This is a genomic window from Maribacter arenosus (assembly GCF_014610845.1).
In the GTDB taxonomy this organism is placed as follows: domain Bacteria; phylum Bacteroidota; class Bacteroidia; order Flavobacteriales; family Flavobacteriaceae; genus Maribacter_A; species Maribacter_A arenosus.
In genome coordinates this window covers 262965-287682 of record NZ_JABTCG010000004.1, presented here as the reverse complement: position 1 = coordinate 287682, position 24718 = coordinate 262965, and the positions used below count along the sequence as shown (strand labels likewise).

24 protein-coding genes are annotated in these 24718 nt (G+C 38.6%); 18 read left to right on the top strand and 6 right to left on the bottom strand.

Annotated features, from left to right (window positions below; translation table 11 throughout):
* Positions 1 to 113 precede the first annotated feature (113 nt).
* Positions 114 to 2309: a catalase/peroxidase HPI gene (katG, locus tag HPE63_RS12185; RefSeq protein ID WP_188314552.1), complete on the bottom strand. Its 2196-nt coding sequence runs from the start codon at positions 2307 to 2309 to the stop codon at positions 114 to 116.
* Between the two features lie 256 nt (positions 2310 to 2565).
* Between katG and HPE63_RS12180 the strand changes: the two genes are divergently transcribed.
* The 15 genes from HPE63_RS12180 to HPE63_RS12110 all read left to right on the top strand — a co-directional run bounded on the left by HPE63_RS12180 (position 2566) and on the right by HPE63_RS12110 (position 13800).
* A complete protein-coding gene (locus tag HPE63_RS12180; RefSeq protein ID WP_188314551.1) occupies positions 2566 to 3165 on the top strand; it encodes a DinB family protein in 600 nt (199 codons plus the stop codon).
* Between the two features lie 429 nt (positions 3166 to 3594).
* On the top strand, positions 3595 to 4203 hold the full coding sequence (locus HPE63_RS12175) for an LbetaH domain-containing protein (protein ID WP_188314550.1): 609 nt from the start codon (positions 3595 to 3597) through the stop codon (positions 4201 to 4203).
* A gap of 237 nt (positions 4204 to 4440) precedes the next feature.
* On the top strand, positions 4441 to 5553 hold the full coding sequence (locus HPE63_RS12170; protein ID WP_188314549.1) for a helix-turn-helix domain-containing protein: 1113 nt from the start codon (positions 4441 to 4443) through the stop codon (positions 5551 to 5553).
* Between the two features lie 107 nt (positions 5554 to 5660).
* Positions 5661 to 5924: a porin family protein gene (locus HPE63_RS12165; protein ID WP_188314548.1), complete on the top strand. Its 264-nt coding sequence runs from the start codon at positions 5661 to 5663 to the stop codon at positions 5922 to 5924.
* Positions 5873 to 6247, top strand: coding sequence for an outer membrane protein (locus HPE63_RS12160; protein ID WP_188314547.1), 375 nt, complete (start codon positions 5873 to 5875; stop codon positions 6245 to 6247). The genes HPE63_RS12165 and HPE63_RS12160 overlap by 52 nt, the downstream gene beginning before the upstream one ends.
* Before the next feature lie 129 nt (positions 6248 to 6376).
* Positions 6377 to 6700 carry a hypothetical protein gene (locus HPE63_RS12155; RefSeq protein WP_188314546.1) on the top strand — a complete coding sequence of 108 codons (324 nt, stop codon included), beginning with the start codon at positions 6377 to 6379 and terminating at the stop codon, positions 6698 to 6700.
* Positions 6701 to 6715: 15 nt separating this feature from the next.
* Positions 6716 to 6901: a hypothetical protein gene (locus HPE63_RS12150; protein ID WP_188314545.1), complete on the top strand. Its 186-nt coding sequence runs from the start codon at positions 6716 to 6718 to the stop codon at positions 6899 to 6901.
* Positions 6902 to 6938: 37 nt separating this feature from the next.
* Positions 6939 to 7880 (top strand): alpha/beta fold hydrolase, encoded by a 942-nt coding sequence (locus HPE63_RS12145; protein ID WP_188314544.1) that lies wholly within the window; start codon positions 6939 to 6941, stop codon positions 7878 to 7880.
* A 45-nt stretch (positions 7881 to 7925) separates the two neighbouring features.
* On the top strand, positions 7926 to 8792 hold the full coding sequence (locus HPE63_RS12140) for a hypothetical protein (RefSeq protein ID WP_188314543.1): 867 nt from the start codon (positions 7926 to 7928) through the stop codon (positions 8790 to 8792).
* 204 nt (positions 8793 to 8996) lie between these two features.
* Complete coding sequence (locus HPE63_RS12135) at positions 8997 to 9500, top strand: flavodoxin family protein (protein WP_188314542.1); 504 nt, start codon at positions 8997 to 8999, stop codon at positions 9498 to 9500.
* Positions 9501 to 9764: 264 nt separating this feature from the next.
* Complete coding sequence (locus HPE63_RS12130) at positions 9765 to 10601, top strand: oxidoreductase (RefSeq protein WP_188314541.1); 837 nt, start codon at positions 9765 to 9767, stop codon at positions 10599 to 10601.
* A 120-nt stretch (positions 10602 to 10721) separates the two neighbouring features.
* A complete protein-coding gene (locus HPE63_RS12125) occupies positions 10722 to 11672 on the top strand; it encodes an SDR family oxidoreductase (protein ID WP_188314540.1) in 951 nt (316 codons plus the stop codon).
* Between the two features lie 26 nt (positions 11673 to 11698).
* Positions 11699 to 12205: a hypothetical protein gene (locus HPE63_RS12120; RefSeq protein WP_188314539.1), complete on the top strand. Its 507-nt coding sequence runs from the start codon at positions 11699 to 11701 to the stop codon at positions 12203 to 12205.
* Positions 12206 to 12215: 10 nt separating this feature from the next.
* Entirely contained in the window at positions 12216 to 13130 is a 915-nt protein-coding gene (locus tag HPE63_RS12115; protein WP_188314538.1) for a helix-turn-helix domain-containing protein, read from the top strand.
* A 7-nt stretch (positions 13131 to 13137) separates the two neighbouring features.
* Positions 13138 to 13800 (top strand): NAD-dependent epimerase/dehydratase family protein, encoded by a 663-nt coding sequence (locus HPE63_RS12110; protein WP_188314537.1) that lies wholly within the window; start codon positions 13138 to 13140, stop codon positions 13798 to 13800.
* Between the two features lie 110 nt (positions 13801 to 13910).
* On the opposite strand, the gene HPE63_RS12105 is transcribed toward HPE63_RS12110, so the two are convergent.
* Complete coding sequence (locus tag HPE63_RS12105; RefSeq protein ID WP_188314536.1) at positions 13911 to 15284, bottom strand: DUF5689 domain-containing protein; 1374 nt, start codon at positions 15282 to 15284, stop codon at positions 13911 to 13913.
* 61 nt (positions 15285 to 15345) lie between these two features.
* Positions 15346 to 18075: a peptidase associated domain and porin domain-containing protein gene (locus tag HPE63_RS12100; RefSeq protein WP_188314535.1), complete on the bottom strand. Its 2730-nt coding sequence runs from the start codon at positions 18073 to 18075 to the stop codon at positions 15346 to 15348.
* 107 nt (positions 18076 to 18182) lie between these two features.
* On the opposite strand from HPE63_RS12100, the gene HPE63_RS12095 reads away from it, so the two are divergent.
* Positions 18183 to 19223: an endonuclease/exonuclease/phosphatase family protein gene (locus HPE63_RS12095; protein ID WP_188314534.1), complete on the top strand. Its 1041-nt coding sequence runs from the start codon at positions 18183 to 18185 to the stop codon at positions 19221 to 19223.
* Between the two features lie 3 nt (positions 19224 to 19226).
* Here the strand turns inward: HPE63_RS12095 and HPE63_RS12090 are convergent, their stop codons facing one another.
* Together HPE63_RS12090 and HPE63_RS12085 are read right to left on the bottom strand one after the other, a co-directional pair.
* Positions 19227 to 19829, bottom strand: coding sequence for a 3-keto-disaccharide hydrolase (locus HPE63_RS12090; RefSeq protein ID WP_188314533.1), 603 nt, complete (start codon positions 19827 to 19829; stop codon positions 19227 to 19229).
* A 97-nt stretch (positions 19830 to 19926) separates the two neighbouring features.
* The gene (locus tag HPE63_RS12085; RefSeq protein ID WP_188314532.1) at positions 19927 to 20388 is read right to left on the bottom strand and encodes a hypothetical protein; all 462 of its coding nucleotides are present in this window, start codon (positions 20386 to 20388) and stop codon (positions 19927 to 19929) included.
* A gap of 117 nt (positions 20389 to 20505) precedes the next feature.
* On the opposite strand from HPE63_RS12085, the gene HPE63_RS12080 reads away from it, so the two are divergent.
* A complete protein-coding gene (locus HPE63_RS12080; RefSeq protein ID WP_188314531.1) occupies positions 20506 to 21273 on the top strand; it encodes a threonine/serine exporter family protein in 768 nt (255 codons plus the stop codon).
* Positions 21273 to 21764 (top strand): threonine/serine exporter family protein, encoded by a 492-nt coding sequence (locus tag HPE63_RS12075; protein ID WP_188314530.1) that lies wholly within the window; start codon positions 21273 to 21275, stop codon positions 21762 to 21764. The genes HPE63_RS12080 and HPE63_RS12075 overlap by 1 nt, the downstream gene beginning before the upstream one ends.
* Positions 21765 to 21893: 129 nt before the next feature.
* Here HPE63_RS12075 and HPE63_RS12070 read toward each other — a convergent pair whose 3' ends face one another.
* Positions 21894 to 24575, bottom strand: a complete 2682-nt coding sequence (locus tag HPE63_RS12070; protein ID WP_188314529.1) for a TonB-dependent receptor — start codon at positions 24573 to 24575, stop codon at positions 21894 to 21896.
* Between the last annotated feature and the right edge of the window lie 143 nt (positions 24576 to 24718).

Genomic DNA, 24718 nt, shown 5'->3' with positions numbered 1-24718 from the left:
TCCAATGGTCATAATAAATGTATGAAAAAACCGTCACATCTTTTCATTTCAGATGTAACGGTTTGCAATGTTAACTGGTATTTTAATTTAGCAGTCGATCCAATACGTTGAAATCAACCCAAATCAAAACGATCCAGATCCATAACCTTATTCCAGGCTGCTACAAAATCCTTAACAAATTTTTCTTTATTATCATCTTGTGCATATACCTCGGCATAGGCTCTCAAAATAGAATTTGAACCAAAGACCAAGTCCATACGGGTAGCAGTCCATTTTAAATCCCCTGTTTTTCTATCCCTGATCTCATAGAGGTTTTTGTTCGTGGGTTTCCAAACATTGCCCATATCAGTGAGGTTTACGAAGAAATCATTGGTCAGCGCACCCTCATTATCGGTAAACACACCGTGTTTTGTGCCCCCGTGATTGGTTCCCATAACACGCATTCCGCCAACCAAAACGGTCATTTCCGGGGCTGTAAGTCCCATTAATTGTGTACGGTCTAACATCATTTCTTCTGGACTAACGACGTAGTCCTTTTTCATCCAATTGCGATACCCATCTGCCAATGGCTCAAGTGGGGCAAAAGAATCGGTATCGGTCATTTCATCTGTAGCATCGCCACGACCAGTACTAAAAGGAACTTTGATATTAAAGCCAGCTTCCTTAGCCGCTTGCTCTACTCCTAAATTTCCTGCCAAAACAATAGTATCTGCCACGCTTATGCCAAATTCCGCCGCAATGGGTTCCAGAACGGATAAAACACGTGCCAAACGCTTAGGTTCATTACCTGCCCAATCTTTTTGAGGGGCCAGTCTTATCCTTGCTCCGTTTGCCCCACCACGCATATCTGAACCTCGGAAGGTTCTAGTGCTATCCCAAGCGGTGGCCACCATATCTGAAATAGACAAACCGGTTGCTCTAATCTTTGCCTTTACAGCCTCTACATCATAACCCGTTTTTCCTGCAGGAACCGGGTCTTGCCAGATTAAATCTTCTTGAGGTGCATCTGGACCAATATAACGGGATTTAGGTCCCATGTCCCTATGTGTAAGTTTAAACCAAGCCCTAGCAAAAGTATCTGAGAAATAGTCTTGGTCTTCCATAAACTTTAAGCAGATTTTCTTGTAGATCGGATCCATTTTCATAGCCATATCCGCATCTGTCATAATTGGGTTTTGACGGATGGCTGGATCTTCCACATCTACAGGTCTATCCTCTTCCTTAATATTTACAGGTTCCCACTGCCAAGCCCCAGCCGGACTCTTACGGAGTTCCCAATCGTGATTAAATAGCATTTCAAAGTAACCCCCATCCCATTTTGTGGGATGCGTTGTCCAAGCACCTTCCAAACCAGAAGTTACGGTGTAGCGCCCTACTCCTGTTTTATGTGGATTAGCCCATCCCATGCCCTGAGCTTCTACTGGCGCGGCTTCTGGCTCTGGGCCTAAGATCGAAGCATCTCCATTGCCGTGGGTTTTACCAACCGTATGCCCACCTGCAGTCAATGCCGCTGTTTCTTCATCGTTCATGGCCATACGCGCGAAAGTTTCACGTACCTGAGCTGCGGTCTTTAATGGATCCGGCTTGCCGTTTACCCCTTCTGGGTTTACATAAATAAGTCCCATCTGTACGGCAGCCAATGGATTTTCCATAGTCTCTGGACTATCAACATCATCATAGCGTTCATCACTAGGTGCCAACCATTCTTTTTCTGCACCCCAGTACACGTCTTTCTCCGGGTGCCAAATATCTTTGCGCCCAAATGAAAAACCAAAGGTTTTAAGTCCCATACTTTCATAAGCAATGGTACCCGCCAGGATAATCAAATCTGCCCAGCTCACTTTATTGCCATATTTCTTTTTGATAGGCCAAAGTAAACGTCTCGCTTTATCCAAACTAACATTGTCTGGCCAGGAATTCAGTGGTGCAAAACGAAGGTTTCCTGTTCCTCCGCCCCCTCGACCATCCGATATTCTATAGGTTCCAGCAGCATGCCAAGACATACGGATCATAAGTCCACCGTAGTGTCCCCAATCTGCCGGCCACCAATCTTGGCTATGGGTCATCAATTCATGTAAATCTTTCTTTAGTGCCGCTACATCCAATTTCTTCAACTCTTCGTGATAATCAAAATCCTTTCCTAAAGGATTTGTTTTGGTATCATGCTGATGCAAAATATCCAAATTGAGTGCGTTTGGCCACCAATCCATTACCGATGTTCCGGTTACTGTGTTTCCCCCTTGGTGAAATGGGCATTTTCCACCTATTCCATTCTCATTGGGGGACGAATTTTGTTTGTTAGTATCCATAATTAATTTTTTTTAAGCTTTGCGAATGTGCAATAAACGGTTAGACTTATTCCTTTAAAGATACAAAATACAAAAGGTCTTGTTTTAGATTTATATCTATAATTATTATTAAATTATAGACTTTAATTATAATACCTCCAGTGCGTTATAGGGTCGATTACAAAATATCCCATTTTAAGTGTAAATTTCATGTAACTTGTACGTACTAAGGTATGTGAAACAACCATAAAAAAATATCAATTTAAATCTTTCGAAAATGAAAAAGTTTATTTTGCCTATTGTAGTCTTAGCAATTGTTGGTTTTGGTGTCGTAAACAAAGGGCTGACCGATGAAGAAAGGGAATTCGCGGCAAATCATATGCGCGACTCAAAAGAACATTTATTAACGGTTGTGAAAGGGCTTAGCGAGGCCCAACTCAATTTTAAAAGTTCACCTGAATCCTGGTCTATCGCTGAATGCGTGGAACATCTGGCTATTTCTGAGGAAATGATCGGAGGAATGCTTCAAGGTGCATTGAAAACCCCTGCAGATCCTTCAATGCGCGATTCCGTAAAAATATCCGACAACGATTTATTGGGGATCATCTCAAGTCGCGACAAAAAGGTTAAAACAGGGAAGGCTTTTGAACCTTCAGGTAAATTTGGCTCCTATGCCAATGCCTTGGTAGCCTTTATGACAAAACGTGCCGAACATATAGCGTATATCAGAACTACCAAGGACGATCTTAGAAACCATTATGGACAATTGCCATTTGGAACGATCGATGGGGTACAAATTCTATTATTCATGAGTGGTCATACCGAAAGGCATATACAGCAAATAGAGGAAGTCATGTCGCATACCGACTTCCCATAAACCTACATCCGGTAATTTAAGATCGTGCAAGCTGCTTTGGGCAGCCTGTACGATTTATACGCTTCTTGAACCTTTTTTTAACGCTTCGCTCCAGTGTTAAATCCGCTTGTATATGTGCATTGATTAGTGGTGTACAAAGCGCTCGTACAACATTAATTTCATAATCCATACCCATACACACGTCCCTCGAAGCCCTGTGCTAAATAAGGCATCCGTGAATCCAAGGATCTAGATTATAACATTCAGATAAACAATATTGGCTTATTGAACAAGGGCCCAAATTGAGTGTTCATATTTTAACTAATTTAGAGGCGATTCCTAAACAGAAAAATAGGTTACAGTTACTATACATTTGTTGTATCCCATTTATCAATGATTCCAGGAATCGACTAAACCCCAGATTACAAAGGAATAAAAAGCTATAAAAAAATGGATATTGGTGATTTCATTTCAAATATTTCAGCACATTTAAAAGTGGATAAAAATTCCTCCCCTTGGGAACTGACAACCAACTTAAAGGAAATTCTTGTGGGAATACTCCCGAATCTTGACGATAACTTCAAAATTTGCGATGGCATCGCCATTCATAAATCTACGGTCATCGAAAAGGGAGTTACCATTAAACCTCCGTTTATTGCCATGGAAAATTGCTATATCGGAGCGAACGCAAATTTTCGGGAAGGTGTGTTTTTAGACAAATCCGTTAAAATTGGACCCAGTTCTGAAATAAAAAGCAGCATTATTTGCTCTAGGACTGCAATTGCCCATTTAAACTATATCGGTAACAGTATAATAGGGCAGCATGTGAATTTTGAGGCAGGTTCAATTGCGGCCAACCATTACAACGAAAGAGTGGATAAAAGGATCTGGGTTAGATATAAGGATGAATTAATAGATACCGGAGTGGAAAAATTCGGGGCCTTGGTCGGTGATAATTCTAGAATTGGTGCAAATGGCGTTTTATCTCCCGGGACTATTCTGACAAAGAATTCCATAGTTAAAAGATTGGAATTAATTAACCAACAGCATGGAAATTAATACCCAAAATCGTATTGATTTTTAAGTGCGTCTGAAATAAATAGGCTTGCAAAACAAAGTTCTATATTGCACAACCATACCTCCAGTAAAAACCTTTGTTTAGTTCCCTTAATTTAATATAAGCGATTGAAATTTTGCTTAAATTAGGGGTGTTTTCTAGATAGAAAAATGGGATTTCGTTATCATACCTCGACCTTATACCCGCATGAAAAATGACTGGTGAAAAACTGAAAAATAATGAACTACATTTTGATCATTGGGATATTTCAGGCACTATTTCTAATTCTATTACTATTTAACAAAAAAGATAAGGTCAAATCTGACGTGTATTTGGGAATTATCATTGCATTGTATGCCCTAACCATTCTATTAGCATATATTGAATTACATAACATTCAAAACGATTTCCCCTTCCCACAAGCAATAAATCTAAATTGGCTCATATTGTTTTTACATGGGCCGGCATTATGGTTTTACATAAAATCATTAGGCAATCCAAAATTCACTTTTAAGCCTTTTTATATATTACATTTTTTGCCATTTATTATTTTTCTGGTAATACATTATATTCGCTTTATCAGCTTACCTGAAATTGAAAAAATAACTATTGTAAAAAATGAACTTTTCACAGATCAGGTTTTCTATAAAATTTCTATTCTGAGCATAGGGATTTCCACAATTACCTATAACCTGTGGGCCTTAAATCTGATTAAGACATATCAGCGAAAATTGAATGATTTTTTCTCAAAAACAGATAGTTTTGATTTAAAATGGTTGCGAATCCTTACTATAGCCTCATTATCGATCTACCTTGTGAATGTAGCTCTTTTCAATCTTGATATGATATTTCATATCGCACCTTATAAAACCTTAATGATTATTACTTACAGTTTTGCTTCTGTTTATGTTTTGATAATCGGATTTTTTGGTGTGCAGCAAAAAAGCATTTTTATCGGATTTCCGAATAAGGAACATCTTCTGCGTAATAATAAAAAATACGCCCACAATGATGAAAGGGGTTTTATTGAAAAATTACAACTCTTCATGAATGAAGAAAAACCGTTTTTAGAACCTGAGTTAAATCTATTAAAGCTTAGTAAATTATTAAATGTAAAAACTGAATACCTTTCCGAAATACTAAACTCGCATATGGATCAAACTTTTTTCGATTTTATCAACAAGTACCGGATAGAAGAGTTCAAAAAACAATGTATTTACGAAGAAAACAAACACTTTTCCATTATTGGAATTGCCTATAACTGTGGTTTCAATTCAAAAGCATCTTTCTACCGTGCCTTCAAAAAATTTGAAGGTGTATCCCCAAGCCTCTACATTCACAGTGTCTCATGAAAAAGTGAGACTTCATTTTTAGAAAACGAAACTACTGTACTTTTTAGTGAGACGTTATTCTTATGCCTTGCTATTAGGTTTGTATAAACTTTTAAAAATGAATAAATATGAAGTCTCGTGAATTAATAGTACTAGCAATGTGCGTACTGCTTTCGATAAGTAGTATCGCACAAGAAAACGAAAATCGCTTTGGTTTTGAATTAAGTAGTGGTTTATCTATCGCTACCGACAAACTCAGTGATGCAGAATTAAAGCTAGGTTTCGGGTATGAAGGTATTTTCCATTATCGCTTTATCCCACATTTAGGATTATATGGCGGTTGGGCTGGAACCAGTTCACTTCTGAAAATTCATTTGCTGGTAAAAATGTAAACTTTGAAGAAACAGGTTATGTATTCGGTTTACAATTCCAAGATGCGATAGGTAATTCTGCTATTTCCTATTACCTAAGGGGAGGCGGTTTATATAATCACATTGAAATTGAGGATGTCGACGGTGAGCTAATTAATGACAGTGGACATGGCTTCGGATGGCAGGCAGCTGGAGGAATCGACATCAAATTAGGTTCAAACTGGAGTCTGACACCCGGAGTAAAGTTCAATTCACTCTCTAGGGATACCGACTATGACAGTGTCGTAAGAAAGATGAACCTCGACTACTTTACACTTCGTATTGGAATTCTTAAATCTTTTTAGATGATATATGGATTTTGAGTGGGATACCTATGATAGCATTGTAACCAGCAACTATTTAAAACTATGTCGCTACTAAAGTTTTTTAATTCGAAAATCTATTGTTAAGTACCAATTCAATAAATAGTGAAAATGAAAGTCCTAATTGCCATACTGATCTTTATACACGGAAGTATTCACCTGTTTGGTTTCGCAAAAGCGTTTAAACTAACCCAGATTGAACAATTTAGTACTCATATATCAAAGCTCCAAGGGGTATTTTGGTTTATAACTTTCTTAATGTTCGCATACACAGGTGAGGCCCTCCTAGTAGAAAATGCTTTTTGGCCATGGACTGCATTTACCGCTGTTCTACTATCAACCCGTCTGATTTTCACCGTCTGGAAAGATGCAAAGTATGGGGTCATTCCGAATGTTATCATTCTTCTTGCAGCCTTGTTCCATTATTTATCATAAGGAAATTTTTACAAAATGAAACCAACACTTGATTATACAGCTAAAGTAACTTCAAAAGAACAGTTAAATAGTTTGCCATTTATAATGACACCTAGGCTAGATGTTTTTGATGATGCCATCGAAGAAATGCTACAAAATACCCCTGAGAAATTGGAAGCGGGTTTGGAAAATGAAGATAAAGACTGGTATGGATGCATTTGAAAATATAATAGAATAAATCAATCACTAAATAATTCGTATGAAAACGATAATAAATGGGGAAATGAAAAAGTGCATTCTTCTTTTCTGCTTGTTTTTTGCGGTAATAAATGTCCAATCGCAGGAAAAGATTGTTTTGACTTCCGATAATGTCGAACTGTACATAAACGTAAGGGGCAAAGGCCCGGCATGTTTGTATATTCATGGTGGGCCTGGCTCTGGTGGCTATTGGCTGGAAAAATTCATGGGTGACTCTCTCGAAAAACATTTTCAAATGATCTATCTGGATCAACGCGGTGTTGGCAGATCCTCAAGTCCGGTAGACAAAAATTATTCTATGGATAGAATAATCAAGGATTTTGAGGAGGTTCGTGAATCAATGGGGATAAAGCAATGGTTAACACTGGGGCATTCCGTTGGCGGCATTCTGCAAATGGGGTATGCAACAAATAATCCCAAGGCTATTTCTGGTATGATTTTTATTAATTGCACGCTATCCTATGAAGATAGTTTTGGAAAGAGTTGGTTGCCAAAGGCTATTGAATTGGCGAGCGATGAGGTACCGGCTATCTGTCTTGATACATCGGTATCATTGCATGAAAGAATGCTGGCCATTATGCCCATATTACAGAAGAAAGGGGTAATGTGGAAGCTATTCTTCGCTTCTGAGGAAGATAAAGATAAAATTAATGAAACATACAGCAATTTTGATAGTTGGAATAGCGATTATAGTGAAAATGCGATGGAGGTTTCCGACTACTGGAAAGATTTCAGTTTGCTCACTTCAAAAATTGAACAACCCGTTCTTTTTTACTACGGCACCAATGATTGGGCTATTGGACCTGAACATTATAAAAGAATGGCATTCCCCAATATCTTGCTATGGGGCAGTGATCTTGGGCATATGCCTTTTTTAGAGAATAAAGATGATTTAATGAAAGCAATACGCGCCTTTAAAAATAGATATCGCTCTATTTATTAAGGATGAAATGAAAATTCGAAAACTCGTGTATAATACTTTTAGATTATGAAAAAAATACTAATTAACCTTTTGAAAATTATACTGTTGACCATAATTTATGCTTTAACAGTTACATTAATATCGGGAATAATGATCTCAATTGGATTTGATTTTCCTGAAATGGAAATAGATGAGGGAAGTTCATTTATACAATTATTATTTGCAGGATTACTTAGCTCACTGTTCATTACATATGTATCACTTCGATATATTCAACTAAGCAAATCGCATTTCTTTATTATGGTTTTCTCTATACTGTTTTTATCGAATATATCTGTTGCCATTGAAGGAACGTTATTTACTCCAGAATTAATTACAAAAAGTGTCTTCTTAACGCTAAGTATTCAACAATTATTAATCAGCCTTGTATATTCCATGATAAGTTTATTTATGCTTAAAAGAAAAAATAGCATAAATCAAGCATCTTTTAGGCATTCGGAGAGGATAACAAATATTTCGAAATTGATTCCTAAATTGTTTTTGGGTGGATTGGTCTATATGATTATGTATTATACTTGGGGGTGGCTAAATTACAATTTGTTTACAAAGCCCTTCTATGATTCTGGGGTTGGTGGTCTTGATATACCGTCTACTTTTAAACTAATTGAAAGTATCTTATTTAGGGGAATTCTTATAACACTTTCAATAGTCCCATTTTTACTATTCGCCCTGCCAAACAACAGAACCAAAATGTACGAAGTTGGGATGATTCTATTTGTTTTTGGTGGACTCTTACCGCTTTCGCTTTTTGTTTCCGTTTTTCCTTTAGAGTTCATTGCTTATAGCTTAGTTGAAATATTTCTTCAAAACTTTATAACGGGTATGATTATCTACAGAATATATATTACGGATAAATTATTACTAACCACATAATGTTGAAAAAAATTGAGGTATAAAAGGGATTTCTGCCGTTACGTTTTCTTCAAACACCTTCAAGTGGTCAAGAACGTGTCGATGGAATGTTTGAATTAATAGATTAACGAATAAACCACATGAGCAGTTAAAAATTAAACCAAAACTCAACTATTGATCCGTTTTAGTACTTTAGAGCAAGACATTTTTTAAAAACAATGTGAAGTGGGAAAAGTCATAATTTTAGGAAGCGCGAGAAAAAATGGCGAAACGAAAAAAGTCGTTACCGAATTAATGCGAATATCCGATTGGGATTTGATCGACCTGAAAGATTATGATATCGGGCACTTTGATTACAAGCATTTGAATAGAAATGACGATTTCATTAAGCTAATAAAAAGAATAACCGACAATTATGATGTCTTGATTTTTGCAACGCCTGTGTATTGGTATTCGATGAGTGGTATCATGAAGGTCTTTTTTGATCGGCTGACCGACCTATTGCGTATAGAAAAAAAGTTGGGGCGAAAATTACGGAATAAATACATGGCCGTTATTAGTTGTTCTAATGGCGATAATCTAAAAGATGCTTTTTGGCTTCCCTTTAAAAAATCGGCTGAATATTTGGGAATGGAATACATTACCGATCTACATACGTTTCAGGATAAACTCGATATCGAAAAAATAGCCGAATTTGCCCAAATAATAGATAAAAAAACAACGCCATAAAAGGGTGTTTGGTAAAAAGCATTGGTCCAGGTCCTTTTAGTTGAAATAAACCATCACTTATCAATTAATTTATAACTTAGTTCTATACATGGGATAACATCATTGATGTTATCCTAATGTTGTATGCCATTTGCAAGCACAAACACCACTCTATACCCAAATAGACAACCTTTCCTTAAAAAGTATTCGCTTTCCCTTAAAATATATACATCTGAAAGTATTGGTTTTTAGAATTTTGCCCTATAATTTATTAAAAACCACAAAATGAACAATTCAAAAATTATAGTTATCACAGGCGCATCTTCCGGTATTGGTAAAGCAACAGCTCTTTATCTATTAGAAAAAGGACATAAAGTTTATGGCTTGGCCAGGAGAGTTGACAAAATGGGCGATATCATTAAAAAAGGTGGCGTTGCTAAAGAAATGGATGTAATCAAGCATCAACAAGTTAAAGAAGTAATCTCATCCATCATTAAAACAGAAGGTAGAATTGATGTTTTAATAAACAATGCAGGTTATTCCATTTACGGCCCAATAGAAGACACCAGTTATGAAATGGCAAAACAACAGTTTGAAGTAAACCTTTTTGGTTTAGTTGAAGTTACCAAAGCTGTACTTCCCATAATGAGAAAGCAAAAAGCAGGCATCATCTTTAATATGAGTTCTATGGGAGGAAAAATTTATATGCCACTTATGGGCTGGTATGGGGCTACAAAATGGGCCCTGGAAGGTTGGAGTGATGTATTGAGACTTGAAGTGAAACAATTTGGTATTAAAGTAGTCATCATTGAACCAGGCATGGTAAAAAGTGAACTTGCCGAAAACACCTTACTTCACGCGGCTGAGAGTAAAAACAGTGCGTATTCGGAACTTAAAAAAACAATTTTAGCCGGACTTGTTAATACATTTAACCCTGATGCATCGAGTGATCCTATTGTTGTGGCAAAAGTGATAGAAAAAGCTATGGATTCCGCAGATCCCGAAACTCGCTATCCGGTTGGAAATATGGCGAAAGAAAATATTGAAACCAGGGCTTCCATGAGTGATAAAGCATACGATGCGCTGGTAATGGAACAGTTGCAAACTGCGGCAAATCTATAAGGATCTAAGATTCAAAATATATTGAAATTCACGAAAAAGTATTCATTCTTCCTTAAAATGTGTACGTTAGAAAATACCTCTTTCTAGAATTTTGTACTATTAAAACAATATGAGACAGAAATGAATACAAATCAATTGGGCAATCAAGGGTGGACACCCGAAAGAATAGGGAATTTAAATGGCAAAACATACGTCATAACAGGTACTACAAGCGGAACAGGATTTGAAGCGGCGAAAATATTGTTGTCAAAGGGAGCAAAAGTGGTGATGCTTAATCGAAACCCAAAAAAAACAGCGGACACCATCGCTACTTTAAAGCAAGAGCTTAATAATAATATAAATGTATTGTCCATACAAATGGACTTGGCAGAACAAGCTTCTGTAAAAAGGGCCGCAGAAGAGGTTCTTAAGACAGTTCCTCAAATCGATGCGTTGCTATGTAATGCTGCCATTGCCCAAGTGCCAACACAAACGTTTACGGCTGATGGTTTTGAAAGTCAGCTGGGTGTAAACCACTACGGTAACTTTCTGCTACAGGGACTGCTCTACCCACTTATAGAAGAATCCAAAGGACGAATAGTAACCGTAGGTAGTATGGGCTATAATTTAGGTATTAAGACCATACAATTTGACGATATGAACTGGGATAAAAACTACAGTCCTAATAGTGTATATAGCCAGAGCAAATTGGCCCAGATCATGTGTGTCTATGAATTACAGGATAGACTAAAAAAGGAGGGCAAGGCCAATGTTAAAGTGTATGCTTGTCACCCTGGAGCTTCCTCAACATCGTTAATTAAGACCAGCGGGAGTTTAATGACCCGCTTCGTTTGGCAAATAATGAAGTTGACACCATTGGTGCAATCGGCTGAAAAAGGATCATACCCAGAATTGATGTGTGCCACAGAACCTGACTTAGATCAAAATGGATTCTATGGCCCTACAGGACGAAATTATTGGACTGGTCCAGTTGGCGAATGCAAATTAGAGCCACATGCAAAAGATAAACCTGTGATGGAGAGGTTGTGGGAAGTATCAGAAAAGGCTACTGGTTTTCAGTGGAATTTTTAAATTAGAAGATTCAAAATTAATAAGATATGGATATTTTAAAAACTGCAACAGAATGGGCAAGAGCCGAACTTTTTTCAACACCTTTCTTCATTCTGTTTGGAGTGCTATTTATGGCGGCAAGTCTAGGGTTTTGGCAATTGGGAAAAACTGATATGGCAAGAGCCTACATCATTCCCACCTTAGTGGCAGGAGCCTTACTAACAATCATTGGTCTTGGATTATTTTTTACCAATAAATCAAGAATAGCACAATTTGAAACGGCCTACAACACAGATTCCACGGCTTTTGTAATATCAGAAATTGAGCGTACAGAAGCAACATTAAAGGAATATAAAAACGTGGTTTTCACCGCCATTCCGTTGATTATCGTGGCATGTGCACTGGTTATTTTCTTTGTTAACACCCCAATTTGGCGGGCGAGCATGATTACAACTATTGCCATGCTTGTGGTTATTTTGTTGATAGACGGTACTGCCTATGCCAGAATTGAAGCCTATAATGAACAACTGCAATTAGCAGAAAAAAAGAACTGATTTTAAAATTATGAAAGACATCATTAACATAGATAGCATTAGTAGCATTCATAAAGCGCTTGGTTTATCAAGTCCTGCACACCCTTTAATCTCTGTTATTTCAACGAGGGAATTGAAGCAAAAACTACAAGTTTCTGCAGGCAAATTCAGTTTTGACTTATACATTATTAGCTTAAAAGAAATTGGTGTAGGCGCTTTTCAATATGGTCGAAAATCGTATGACTATCAAGACAGTAGCTTGATATTTACAGCACCAGGGCAGGTGATGCAATTTGAAGAGGACCAAAACCAACGAATACAAGATGGTGAAGGTTGGGATATTTTTTTTCACCCCGATTTTATAAGACACTCACCTTTGGCTAGTACAATTTCGGACTATTCTTTTTTTGAATATGAAAATAATGAAGCCTTACACGTTTCAGAAAAAGAAAAGAAAATTCTATTGGATTTTGTAACCAATATCGCCAACGAGATAGACCAAAATATTGATAAGCACACCCAAGAATTGATTATCATTAATTTGGAAAGTATTTTAAAATACAGCAAGCGATTTTATGACCGTCAATTCTATACGCGCAGTAACTATAACCATGACTATTTAGTTAAATTCGAGAAATTCTTAAAAAACTATTTTACTTCACATCTATTGGTCGAAAGCGGTTTGCCTACCGTGCAACAATGTGGGGAAGCACTGCATTTATCGGGCTATTATTTAAGTGATCTACTTAAGGTTGAAACAGGAAAAACGGCAAAAGAACATATTTTACTTCATATGGTTAAAGAAGCGAAAACCAAATTGTTGAACTCAAACTCTTCGGTAAGCGAAATTGCCTACGATTTTGGTTTTGAGTATCCGCAACACTTCAGTAAAGTGTTTAAATCAAAAACAGGGTTCAGTCCTTCTGAATACAGAAATTTAAATTAAAACTTTAATGAAAGTTATAATAACAGGATCAACGGGTATGGTTGGTAAAGGGGTGTTGTTGGAATGTATAGATGATGCAACCGTTGAAAATGTTTTACTAATCAATAGAAACCCAATTGATATTTCACATCCTAAAATAAAAGAGATTATACATCAAGATTTTACTGATTTTAGCCCTATCCAACATGAGTTTACAAATTATGACGCCTGTTTTCATTGTATGGGTGTAACATCGGCTGGTTTAAATGAGGAAGCCTACTACAAACTAACTTTTTCAATTTCAGAAGCCCTTGTAAATGCAACCTATAACGCAAATCCTAATATGCTTTTCACATACGTTTCAGGTGCGGGAACAGACGGCAGTGAACAAGGTAACTCGATGTGGGCACGAGTTAAAGGTAAAACCGAGAATATGATTTTAAACAAGGGGTTTAAAGATGCTTATGCTTTTAGACCAGGAGCTATTCTACCGGTACGTGGCGTAAAATCCAAAACCAAATTGTACAATTCCTTATATATCATAACCAAGCCGATTTTTCCTGTATTAAAAAGAATGAAATCGGTAACAACTACTTCAAACATAGGGCGTGCAATGATTAATTTGTACAGTAGCCCTCAACTCTTAAAACACCTTGCAGGAGCTGATATAAACAAGATTGCCCAATTATAAAGGATAAAAATGCGGATGCACAACAACGGCTCCTTTGTTAAGCCTTAGTCTAGTTCCTTAAAATTGTAATAATCGATGACCGGAATATTTTGGGTTTATAAAGTTTTGAGTTAGTTCCGAATTCCCGGCGTAAAATCAGCTGGGGCATTTTGGGGTTGGTTGATGGTTCCTGCAGCGCCCGTGTCATTATATAAAATCCATTCCTCGAAATTATAATTGGCATTTGCCTCAAAGATTTCTGGCTTTCTCAGCGCCCGCCCATCCTCGAATTCATGGTTGGTGCCCGAGCCATCTTCCCCTATAATCCCAAAAGTATCTATTACCGTACCAAAAGGATCTACCAGTTGTAGATTGTCATCCCCATTGGAATCTGCCGGACTATTGGTGCCAACAACAACATCAGGGGCAAACCCATAGACCGTTTCAAACTCAGTGGCATTGGGTGAAATAAGCAAGGTGCTTTCGGGCCCAATTTCAAAACCAGATAAATCGACTGTTGAGCTGATTTCCATATTATCGTTGGTGTATCGGTTCAAGTTCCAACCTTTTAGGGATACACCTTCCGTCCTGGCATTGTAAAGTTCTACAAATCGGGCGCCTGAATTGTTGTCGGGATCGGCCAATTCTGAAATGAACACTGCATTCGAGGTAAATTCATCGATAACCTCCGCACACCGCTCCTCTTGAAAATCGATATCGTTCAGGTCGCGAATGACGAGCATATATCGGCTAGTTTCCTTCAATAAAACGCCTACGACTGAACCACTCCCCTCTGGGAGTAGGGTGGATTGAAAATCGGAATACCCACTGTTCAACAATACGATTTCATTATCATCACAATCAATAAGGGTCCGCTCCGTTTCTTCCCGGACCTCGGCAAAAGGAAGCCCCAATTCATCGTCAATGATCTCTACATTCTTAAGTTCCACTATGGTGTTGACCATATGTTCTTCCAACGCATCTATACGTGCCTCTATAGGGGTTATGGAAACCGGATCGCTACACGATACATAGAGATGCTGGGAAACAACATTTGCAGGTAACCTGCCAACAGATAAGTTACCAAATGAGGTAAAAACCCCACCCAGTTTATAAACATCTTTTTGCTTTCCCAGATAGAGTCCTTTGAGTTTAACATAAATTTTACTGCCGATAGGATAGAACAAATGGGAGTCCCTTACGTCAAATTCCAATTGAAGTCCTTCTGCCGGATTTCCGGGATCATCTTGAAAGTGAAGGGTACTGAAAAAATTGCCTGCTTCATCCGATGAAATGACATACCCTTCTATAACCAGATCATCCTGTATCTGGACCGTACCATCTACATAAAGGTTCTTTACATCAGTAAATGTGGTATTGACCTCCAAATCCACCTCACAGCTTTTCTTGGGGGCATCAAAATTTTGGTCCTTGACGCAACCGATTAGGGCCGCCAATACAAAAATACCGGTTGTTGTTTTCAATGTAAAGGATGTTAAGGTCATTTCAATCTTTTTTCAGTAACCTGCAAGGAACCCAGCTTTCACCAGGATACCCTGTCGGATATTAAAAACTATAGGCCACATTCAAAAAATAGGTGCGCCCATAGCCATACCAATATTTTGGGGCAAAGGAAGGATTACCGCTAAGGTTGTCCTGTTTTAATTGTCCATAGTTTCCATTTCTGCTCTGTTCATATCCTCCCGTTCTAAAAACGGTATCGAATACATTATTGATGCTCGCAAAAACACTGATGTACTTCCCTTTTTTAAGCCAAGATTTACCCCCAACCAAATTCAATAGATAAAAATTATCCAACCGTTCCTGTTTTAATAATCGGGCCACGTTTTCTTCCGTAGCATCCGGAAATGCTTGTCCGGTTTCGGGGTCAATATAAAAACTTGGTGTTCTTGTGATCATTGAAATATTGGCGTAGTTATTGGCCAAATAATTCGCCGTACCACCTACCCACCAATATTTTGGGTCGCGATACTCAATCCCAACGGCAAATGCCTTTTGAGGGCCTTGGGCCAATTTATAGTCCTTGATTTTGGCTATTCCCAGGTCTTTAACGCCCTCAAGATTTATCAAATCTTCCTCGGCCCCTGCGGTATCGAAGTTGATGGTTACATTGGGGTCACTGGCATATAAATATTTGCCTAGGGCGGCCACAGCCGATAATTTTACCGACGATGATACTTCATATTCCAATCCCAGCTCTGTGCCCATATGCAGTTTATCGAGATCGGTGATAACCTCTTGCACAAAATCAGAGCCCACCCCGGCATCCACATAGAAATAATTTACATCGGTAGTATGTTGAAATCGGGTATAAAAACCGGTTAACCTACCTGTTAATTTCGGAAGACGAATAAAGTAGTTAATGTCTGTACTCGTAACGGTTTCACTTTGAAGGTTTGGAACAACATCATTATTTTCCCGAGGATTTACGAATGCGTTCTGTATAACCGCTGGCCTTTCGACCATGGCCCCATTTACGCTGAGCCAATGCCGTCCCGTAATTTGGTACGAGAGGCCCCCTTTATATCCAAAGTTGGAGAAAGTCAGGGATGCACTTTTGCCTTGCGAATTGTCGATATAACGTTCGTTTTTGAAAAGTCCGTTTCTTTGATATACCGAACTGGAAAATTGGGCAGCCATAAAAGCACGCCATTTCTTATGGGAATATTCAAGTTGGGAAAAAACATTCCAATAATCCGCAGTCAACGTATAATGATAATTGAAAATGTCATTTTCATATCGATCGGAACTTTCGTCCAGATTATTGGCGGTATTTGAGAATGGGTCTATATCTTCATGGAAATCAGCGCCAAATAGGTCTTTGATTTTGGCATAATTATCCGAACGTAATTGTTTAAAACTTAGACCAACATTCATTTTTATAGGGTCGGAGAATTTGATGTTCCCAACACTATTAACGGTCAATTGATCGTCTTCAACTACATCGTCGTATAATACATAGGCCGCCTTATCATTAAAATTGGCTGCATATATCGCCTCCCAACGCATTTGAGGGTTTTCCAAAAATCCCAGTCTGGCCATATCGGCGCTTATAAAATTTGCGCCGATGGGACTGTTGATATAAAAACTTGGCAAATATCGATAATAAACCGGATCCGGATTTGGGGCATTATAGTATCCTAATCTACTTTTTGAATGAATTCCTGATTGATAGGAAATTCCCGAATTCAAAGAGAACTTATCCGATTCAAAATAATGGTTCAACATGAACATCGGTTCCGCTATTTTGCGTTCCCTGGAATTTCGAATTTCCCCATTTTGGATTCCCCAGTAAGGGTTATAACCATTGCCGACCAGTTCCTGTACTTCTTCGGTAATGGCAGCTGAACGGCCACGTCGATTTGAAGCCCATATGGCCGTTGCCATTAAACTATTCTTAGCATCGATTTGATATTCCAATGCTCCAAAAACGGAATAGGCATCATAAAGCGTACCATCAATATAACCCTCCTTGGCCCATCTACGTGATGAGGAAATCGTATATTTTAATCCGTTACTTTTCGTTGGGGAGGTATAGGTAGCCATTAACCGACCTGCGTAGGTTCTATTGGAAGCCGAAGCCGAAAATCGAAATCCAGGCCTTAAACCAGAAGGTCTGGTATCTAAATTTGTGTTTCCTAAAATACCCCCAAAAGTATATCCCGAAGGGTCAAGTCCGTTCGAATATTCTTGGTTACGTGTTACATCGTTAAGTCCGCCCCAGTTGTTCCATTGTGGTCGGCCATCAAATAATTTATTCATTGGTAAGCCATTGATCATCACCGTCCCATTCCTAGAATCGTAACCCCTTACCCTAAAAAAGGCTTGGCCAAAATCGAAGGCCGCCCTTCTTAAAAATACATCCCTCGTAGCTTGCAACAATCCTGAGGTGACCATAGAACTTTCTTCATCAGAAAATTCGGCATCGGTAAGGGTGACGAGATTATCGGTCTGATCATACGCAATATCCCGTTCAAGTAAAATATTCCCTAAATCTATTCGGCTATCCTCCAAAAAAATAGGAATCCTTTTGACCAAATATCCTGAAGCTGTAATATTCAGTATAAAATTCCCAGAGTTAAAAATGGAAATCTCAAAAAAGCCCACTTGGTCCGTTTTTATGGAAGTAGCACTTCCTTCAAAGGTAATCAGTCCATCTGCTATAGGTTCTTTTGTATCGGATGTAAGCACGTATCCAGAAACCAAATTCGATTCCTGTCCATTGATAATCAGGCATATGCACATAGAGAAAAATGAAACTAAAAAAAATCGCATTACTAAGGCATGGTTGATGTACTTGTTAAATATATTAAGAATACTCTTTTTTTTGTAGCGTATTACCTATATTTTACTACTTTTTAGATGTATTACTAGGATTATCTATGAATAGGAGACTGTTTTTTCTGACCCTTTTTATTCCTTTTATCATATTTTCCCAGAAAGGAAACACTTATAAAATCAGGACAATAGCGTTTTACAATGTGGAGAATCTTTTTGACATTGAGAACGATTCCCTAACCTTTGACGATGACCGAACCCCGGAGGGCAAAGATCAGTGGACCAAAGAAAAGTATCATCGTAAAATTGAAAATATCGCCAAGGTCATTTCGGATATTGGCCGAACACATGTGCGAACATCACCCGATCTTATCGGTCTATGTGAAATAGAGAATATGACCGTTCTGGAGGATTTGATAAACCATCCCAGCCTACAAAAAATGGATTATCGCATAATACACTTTGATTCCCCGGATGAGCGAGGTATCGATGTAGCGTTAATTTATAAGCATTCAGCCTTTCTCCCAACAAGTTTTCAAAGCCGTAGATTACTTTTGCGGAATGAAGCTGGGGAACGTGACTATACCCGGGATCAATTGGTTGTCGGGGGTTTATTAGATGATGAACAGATCTATTGTATTGTGAACCATTGGCCATCGCGCAGTGGGGGTGAGCAAAGGAGTAAACCCAATCGTTTGGCAGCAGCAACCTTGAATAAAAAAATCATAGATTCGATTTTAAAACAGGATTCTTCGGCAAAGATCATTAGCATGGGCGATCTGAATGATGACCCGGTCGATGATAGTCTTAAAAAAATCCTGAATACCCAAGGGAAGAAAAGGAAATTAGAAGAAAATACCCTATTTAATCCTATGGAAAAACTATATAAAAAAGGTGTTGGATCTTTGGCCTATAGGGATAAATGGAATCTTTTTGACCAGCTATTTTTCACAGCCAACTTTTTGGACCAAAAACAAGAAGGCTACCGATTTTGGAAAGCGAATGTCTTTACAGCACCCTATCTATTTACCCAAAAGGGACCATACAAGGGCTATCCCTTTCGTACCTATGCGGGAGGCAATTATACGGGCGGGTATAGCGACCATTTTCCGGTGTACTTATTTCTAATTAAGCCCGTTCAATAATCGTTACTGGGGCAAGGCTACCTTGATGTTTCTCCATTTTACCTTTATACCGCCCCCATCATGTATTTGTAGGGCAATGGAGCCTTCACCTGCGCCTATTTTTTGATCGCGAATGGTGACCATCTCAACCCCATTGAGCCAAGAAGTAAGTTTGTCTCCGTAGACCCTTATTTTCATCTCGTTCCATTCACCCACTTTCAAGGCCTCGTCCTTTTCGGGATCCGGTTTTATCAACCAACCCCTACCGTACGATTCATAGACTCCACCTGTACTATGGCCCGCAGGGGCTACTTCTACTTGCCAACCACTTACTTTAGTGCCATCAACCGTAGAACGGATGAAAACTCCACTGTTGCCATCGGCCTCTTGTTTAAACTCTAGGGTTAGCGTAAAATCCTTATAGTGTTTATCGGTAGCCAGATACCCATATTGTTTGTCCGGTCCACTTTCACAAACCAACAGACCATCTTCTACATACCACTTTTCGGTGCCGTAGACGGTCCAACCCGTTAAATCGGTTCCATTGAATAAGGCTATTTCCTGGGCGAACGTTGCTGTGGTCGAAATTATCAGGATCGCAAGTGTCAACGTAAAAAGGTTTCTCATAATAAATTGTTATTGCTATTGTTTGTATTTTATAAAATCCATTGAGGGTTTATTCCATCGGGATACTTGCATAGGAATGTAAAACACCAATGTTTAATTAATTAAGCCATTGGCCCCAAGGGATCCTACTCAAGATAAGTACCAACCCAAGGCCATAAAAAATGGCGATACTTTTGAACTTTTTCTTCCCTTCCAAAAACTTCTTATGTCTTGACCACCCTACAGTAATAAGGATAACCGCAAGAATATTAACGAACGGATGCTCTACGGCCAATAAACGTGCTGCGGAATCCAATCCTCCCATGCCAAATTGCTGAATGGCATTCAACCCAGTCGGGGATAAAAAATAAAGGACAAGACCCGCCAATAACATCAAATGGGTCAAAATCAATGCGAAAAGACTAAGTCTATAATCTTTGCCTAGGGTAGCAAACATTTTATTACCGGCTAAACCCATAATCGCATTGGCGACCGCCAAGAATAGAACGGCCAATGCCACATAGGCTAAATACGAATGCAATTCCAAGGCCCACTGATAGGCTAGTCCAGCTTCTTCCATAGTTGTTTTGGTATTAGTGACTCAAAAATACTACTTTTTAACGATAAAAAAATAAGAACCGTGCCTGATGGTGCAAACCCTCAAAAACAGTAATTTTGCATTTCATTTCGCTTATCGATGAACGTCAAGGACAAGCTTAAACAAACCGCAGATCTTTTATTGGATATATCCTCCCTATTAATGGTGTCTGGAGCCAATACAAACAGGATTAATTTAAGTCTTACCCGATTTGCTTCAGCCTTAAATTGCCAAGCTTATAGTATGGTTACCCATATGTCCTTGGTTTTGACCGTTACGGATATTGAAACCGAGGAAACATTTACCAGGGTAAAGAAAATACCTAAGTACCAAATAAATTTTTCTACAATTTCCGCCATTAGCAAGGCGAGCTGGAGTGCATTGAGGGATGATTGGACCCTAACCCGGATTAAAGAAGAATTTGACGTTATAAAAACAAGAACCAGGTATCCCAAATATATTGTGCTTATAGCCGTGAGTTTTGCTGGAGCTGGGTTTTGCAATATTTTCGAGGGGGATTATATCAATATGCTCGTAGCATTTATTAGTACCTTATCTGGCCTATTTATTCTTCAAACTGCCCATGGCCGAAAAATCAATGGTCATATCGCGACTTTCCTGGCCTCTTTTTGTGCCTCCTTTTTAGCTTCAATAGGCGTGTTTTACAATTTAGGGGAGCACCCACAAGCTGCCTTGGCCACCTCAGTATTGTTTTTAGTGCCGGGTGTGGCCCTCATAAATTCTTTTACTGATTTTTTAGATAACAACATACTTAATGGGATGGTGAGATTCGCAAATGGGACGATGACCGTTCTATCTATTGCGCTAGGCCTTTTCGTTGCAATGTTACTATTTCAATTGAATTGATGGAAGAAGCTATAATTAAATTATTGGAAGTATCAATATGGTCGGGTATTGCGGCTGTTGGGTTTGGAATATTGTTCAATATTCCCCGAAAAACTATTTTAGTAGTGTTTTTCTTGGGTTTTGCTGCTGGACTAATAAAATTCCTGCTCATTGATTTTAAGGTCAATATCGTATTGTCAAGTTTAATAGCGGCCAGTTTTATTGGCATTATCAGTAGTCCATTGGCACATAAGGTGCATCATCCGCCTGTCGTTTTTTCGATTCCTCCTATTATCCCGATGATTCCGGGGTACTATGCCTATGAAACCATGTTGTCTATAATGAACTTTACTTTTATGGAAAAAGGGAATCCTGAAAGGGTTGTATTGATCGATGCCATATTCTTTAATGGTTTTACCATGTTGTTCATTCTTATTTCCATTACCATAGGCGTGTCTTTACCCCTTTTACTTTCAAGAAAGGAAACGGTTAAGAAAAACATTGGCAAATAATTCTTAGGTATCAGGTTATGATATTTAGATGAATTCTTTAAGCCTATCAAAAATCAGTGACTTTTAGGTATAAAAAAACCCCGACGATAACGTCGGGGTTCTTTCAAATCCTATATTTAATCTCTTACATTAGAAATCGTATCGTAAGGTAACATTCCAAGTTCTACCCCATCCAAAATAACCTTGATTGGAAACCGCAATGCCGTCATAAGTTTCATCGCCGGCTTCTACAAAATTAGCGGTAGTTAAATTTGAGAGATATTCCTTATCAAGAACGTTGTTCATATTAGCCCTAATTTTTAAGGATTTCATCTTGTTCGCACCCAAAGGAACCCTAAAGGTCACCCCTGCATCCAAAAGTCCATAAGAGGGTAATTCAAGATTTTCTTTAACCGCACCGACATCGGCATACAATTTATCATAGTATCTCCAATCGGAATCGACCGAAAACATATCATTGATCCTATAAGTGGCTCCAAGACCTCCTGAAAGTTGGGCAGCACCACCTACTTTACCACCATCAAAATCGTTGGTTTCGGTACTGAGTACATTACGGTCTTCATCGGTAACCTGGGTTACGGCTTCGCCTTTATATACCCAATCCCCAAGTGATGCAAAACCGTTAAAGGATAGCCCTGGTGCTGGTCTTAGTTTAAAGTCTAACTCAACACCGCTATGCAATTGCTCTGTTCCAAAATTAGTTTCAAAAGTAACCACATCATCAACAATATCAGAACTAGTAACAACCCTATCTTTCCATGAAGTCCTATATACATTGACATTCGCAGAGAAAATGGAGCTATTAAAACCATAACCGGCCTCTAAACCAAAAATCTTTTCATTTTCGGTTAAAGGATTAATTTGATTGGTAAAATTCAAATAGATGTTATCATGGTACGGTTGACGATCATAGTACCCCGTATTAAAATAAAAACTATGTGCCTCAGTGGGTTTGTAACTAAACCCTGCCTTGGCATTATAACCGAAATTATTCACTTTTTCAGAATCCACGCCGTCGGTAATTCCCGGAGGTAATGGTACCCCTGTATTTTGTGATGATGTACCATCGATTAAGGACTGATCGGCATATTGATAGAAATCGAATCTTTGATGATATTGGTTAGAAACCGAACCTTGGAAAAAAGCTGATACTTGATCCGTGGAATATTCCAATTGGGTAAATAACCCCCCATACGAAATTCGCTCATCGTTACTATAGGCAATTTTCTGATCTTCTGGGTAAGTATCAAAAGCAGCAGCCCAACCTGATGGTCTAAAACTTTCTGTCGCGGTTACAAATTTATACTCCCCGAAACCGCCGTAAGTGTCATGGTTATTGTTTTGATCTCTTAAACGGATATCCTCTGTCCATGAATTCAACCCATGAAAATCAGAGACCACCCTAAAGTGTTTGCCATAGTAGGTCCTTAAATCGAACCCTACATTCCAACTAAGATTATCAGTAAGCTGCTTTTCAAAATTGGTGATTAAACCGTACCAGCTATGTAGGTTCATTGAGGCACGTGTTACATAGGCGTCTTCTGATCCAAAATAAACACCGGCACCATCGGTTACTGCGGCATTTTGGGCGTAAATAGCGTCATAATCGATACGTCCTTCGTCGGTTCTAATCCTAACTCCACGATTCCCTGTTCCTCCACCATTACCCCATGAGGCATAAAGAACTGTTGATAAATCTGTAGTTTCATTGATGTTCCAATCCCAGTTCAAATTAGCCACAGGTTTATGGTAAAAGTTTCTTCGTTCCGTTTTATATTGACCATTATAAGTACCCCAGTTATTATTATAACGCAGACCATACTCTAAATAGTCGGAAATTGATTTCGTAAAGTTTTGATCATGGAACTGTGGGGCTCCAGTGATCAAGAAATTGAAATTGTGCTGATCGTTAGGTCTAAACCCTGCAGATATAAAATAGGTCTGACCTTCACCAAAATTCCCTTCATTATAACCATCCCCTTGCCAGTGAGAAAGCATAACGCTTAGACCCCATCCTTTTTCAGAAATACCTGTATTGTAGCCCGCTGAAGTTTTAATATAGTTGTCATTTGCTATGGTAGTGTAAGCAAACCCACCTTGATTCATGTCCGTGGCCTTGGTAACAAAGTTAACGGTACCTCCAACAGAGGAAATTGCTAATTTCGAAGAACCCAGACCCCTTTGAATCTGAACCCCGCTCGCGATATCGTTTAATCCCGACCAGTTAGACCAGTACATTAAACCATCTTCCATACCGTTAATTGGCTGACCGTTCAATAGGTATGCCGTATTATCCTGATCAAATCCCCTAACTCTCATGTTAGTGTCTCCGAACCCACCTGATTGCCCAGACACATATACAGAAGGCGTGTTCACCAAGGTCATCGTAACATCTTGGGTACCGATCTTTTCCTGAATGATCTTAATAGGTACAGAGGAAACAGCGATAGGTGTTCTTCTATCGCTGGCAAGGTCAATAATCCCTGAACCTACTACGACAACTTCTCCCAATTGTTCAGCATCCGGCTGCAACGAAATTGTTCCGACGCTTCCAGGACCTGTAAACTTAACATTGGTGCTAACATAACCGATATATGAAATAACCAATGTGCCTGAACTTTGAGATATGTTCACGGAAAAATTCCCGTCAAAATCCGTAGTTGCTCCTGTAGTTGTTCCTCTGACAACAATACTTGCACCCGGTAATGGAGTGCTAGTTTCACCGTCCACAATTGTACCGGTAATGGTTCCTTGGGAAAATGCCAGAATAGTCATTAAAAATGCCGCTAAGGCCATGTACATTTTTTTCATTTTTTGAGTGTTTAATTTGGATTAATACAAAGTGCAAATGTGATCTTTTTTAATGGACCTTACATTAAGCCTATGTTAAATTTAATTTGTTAAAATTAACATAAAAAAACACTAATGCCAGCTGATAAACAAGAAGTTATCAA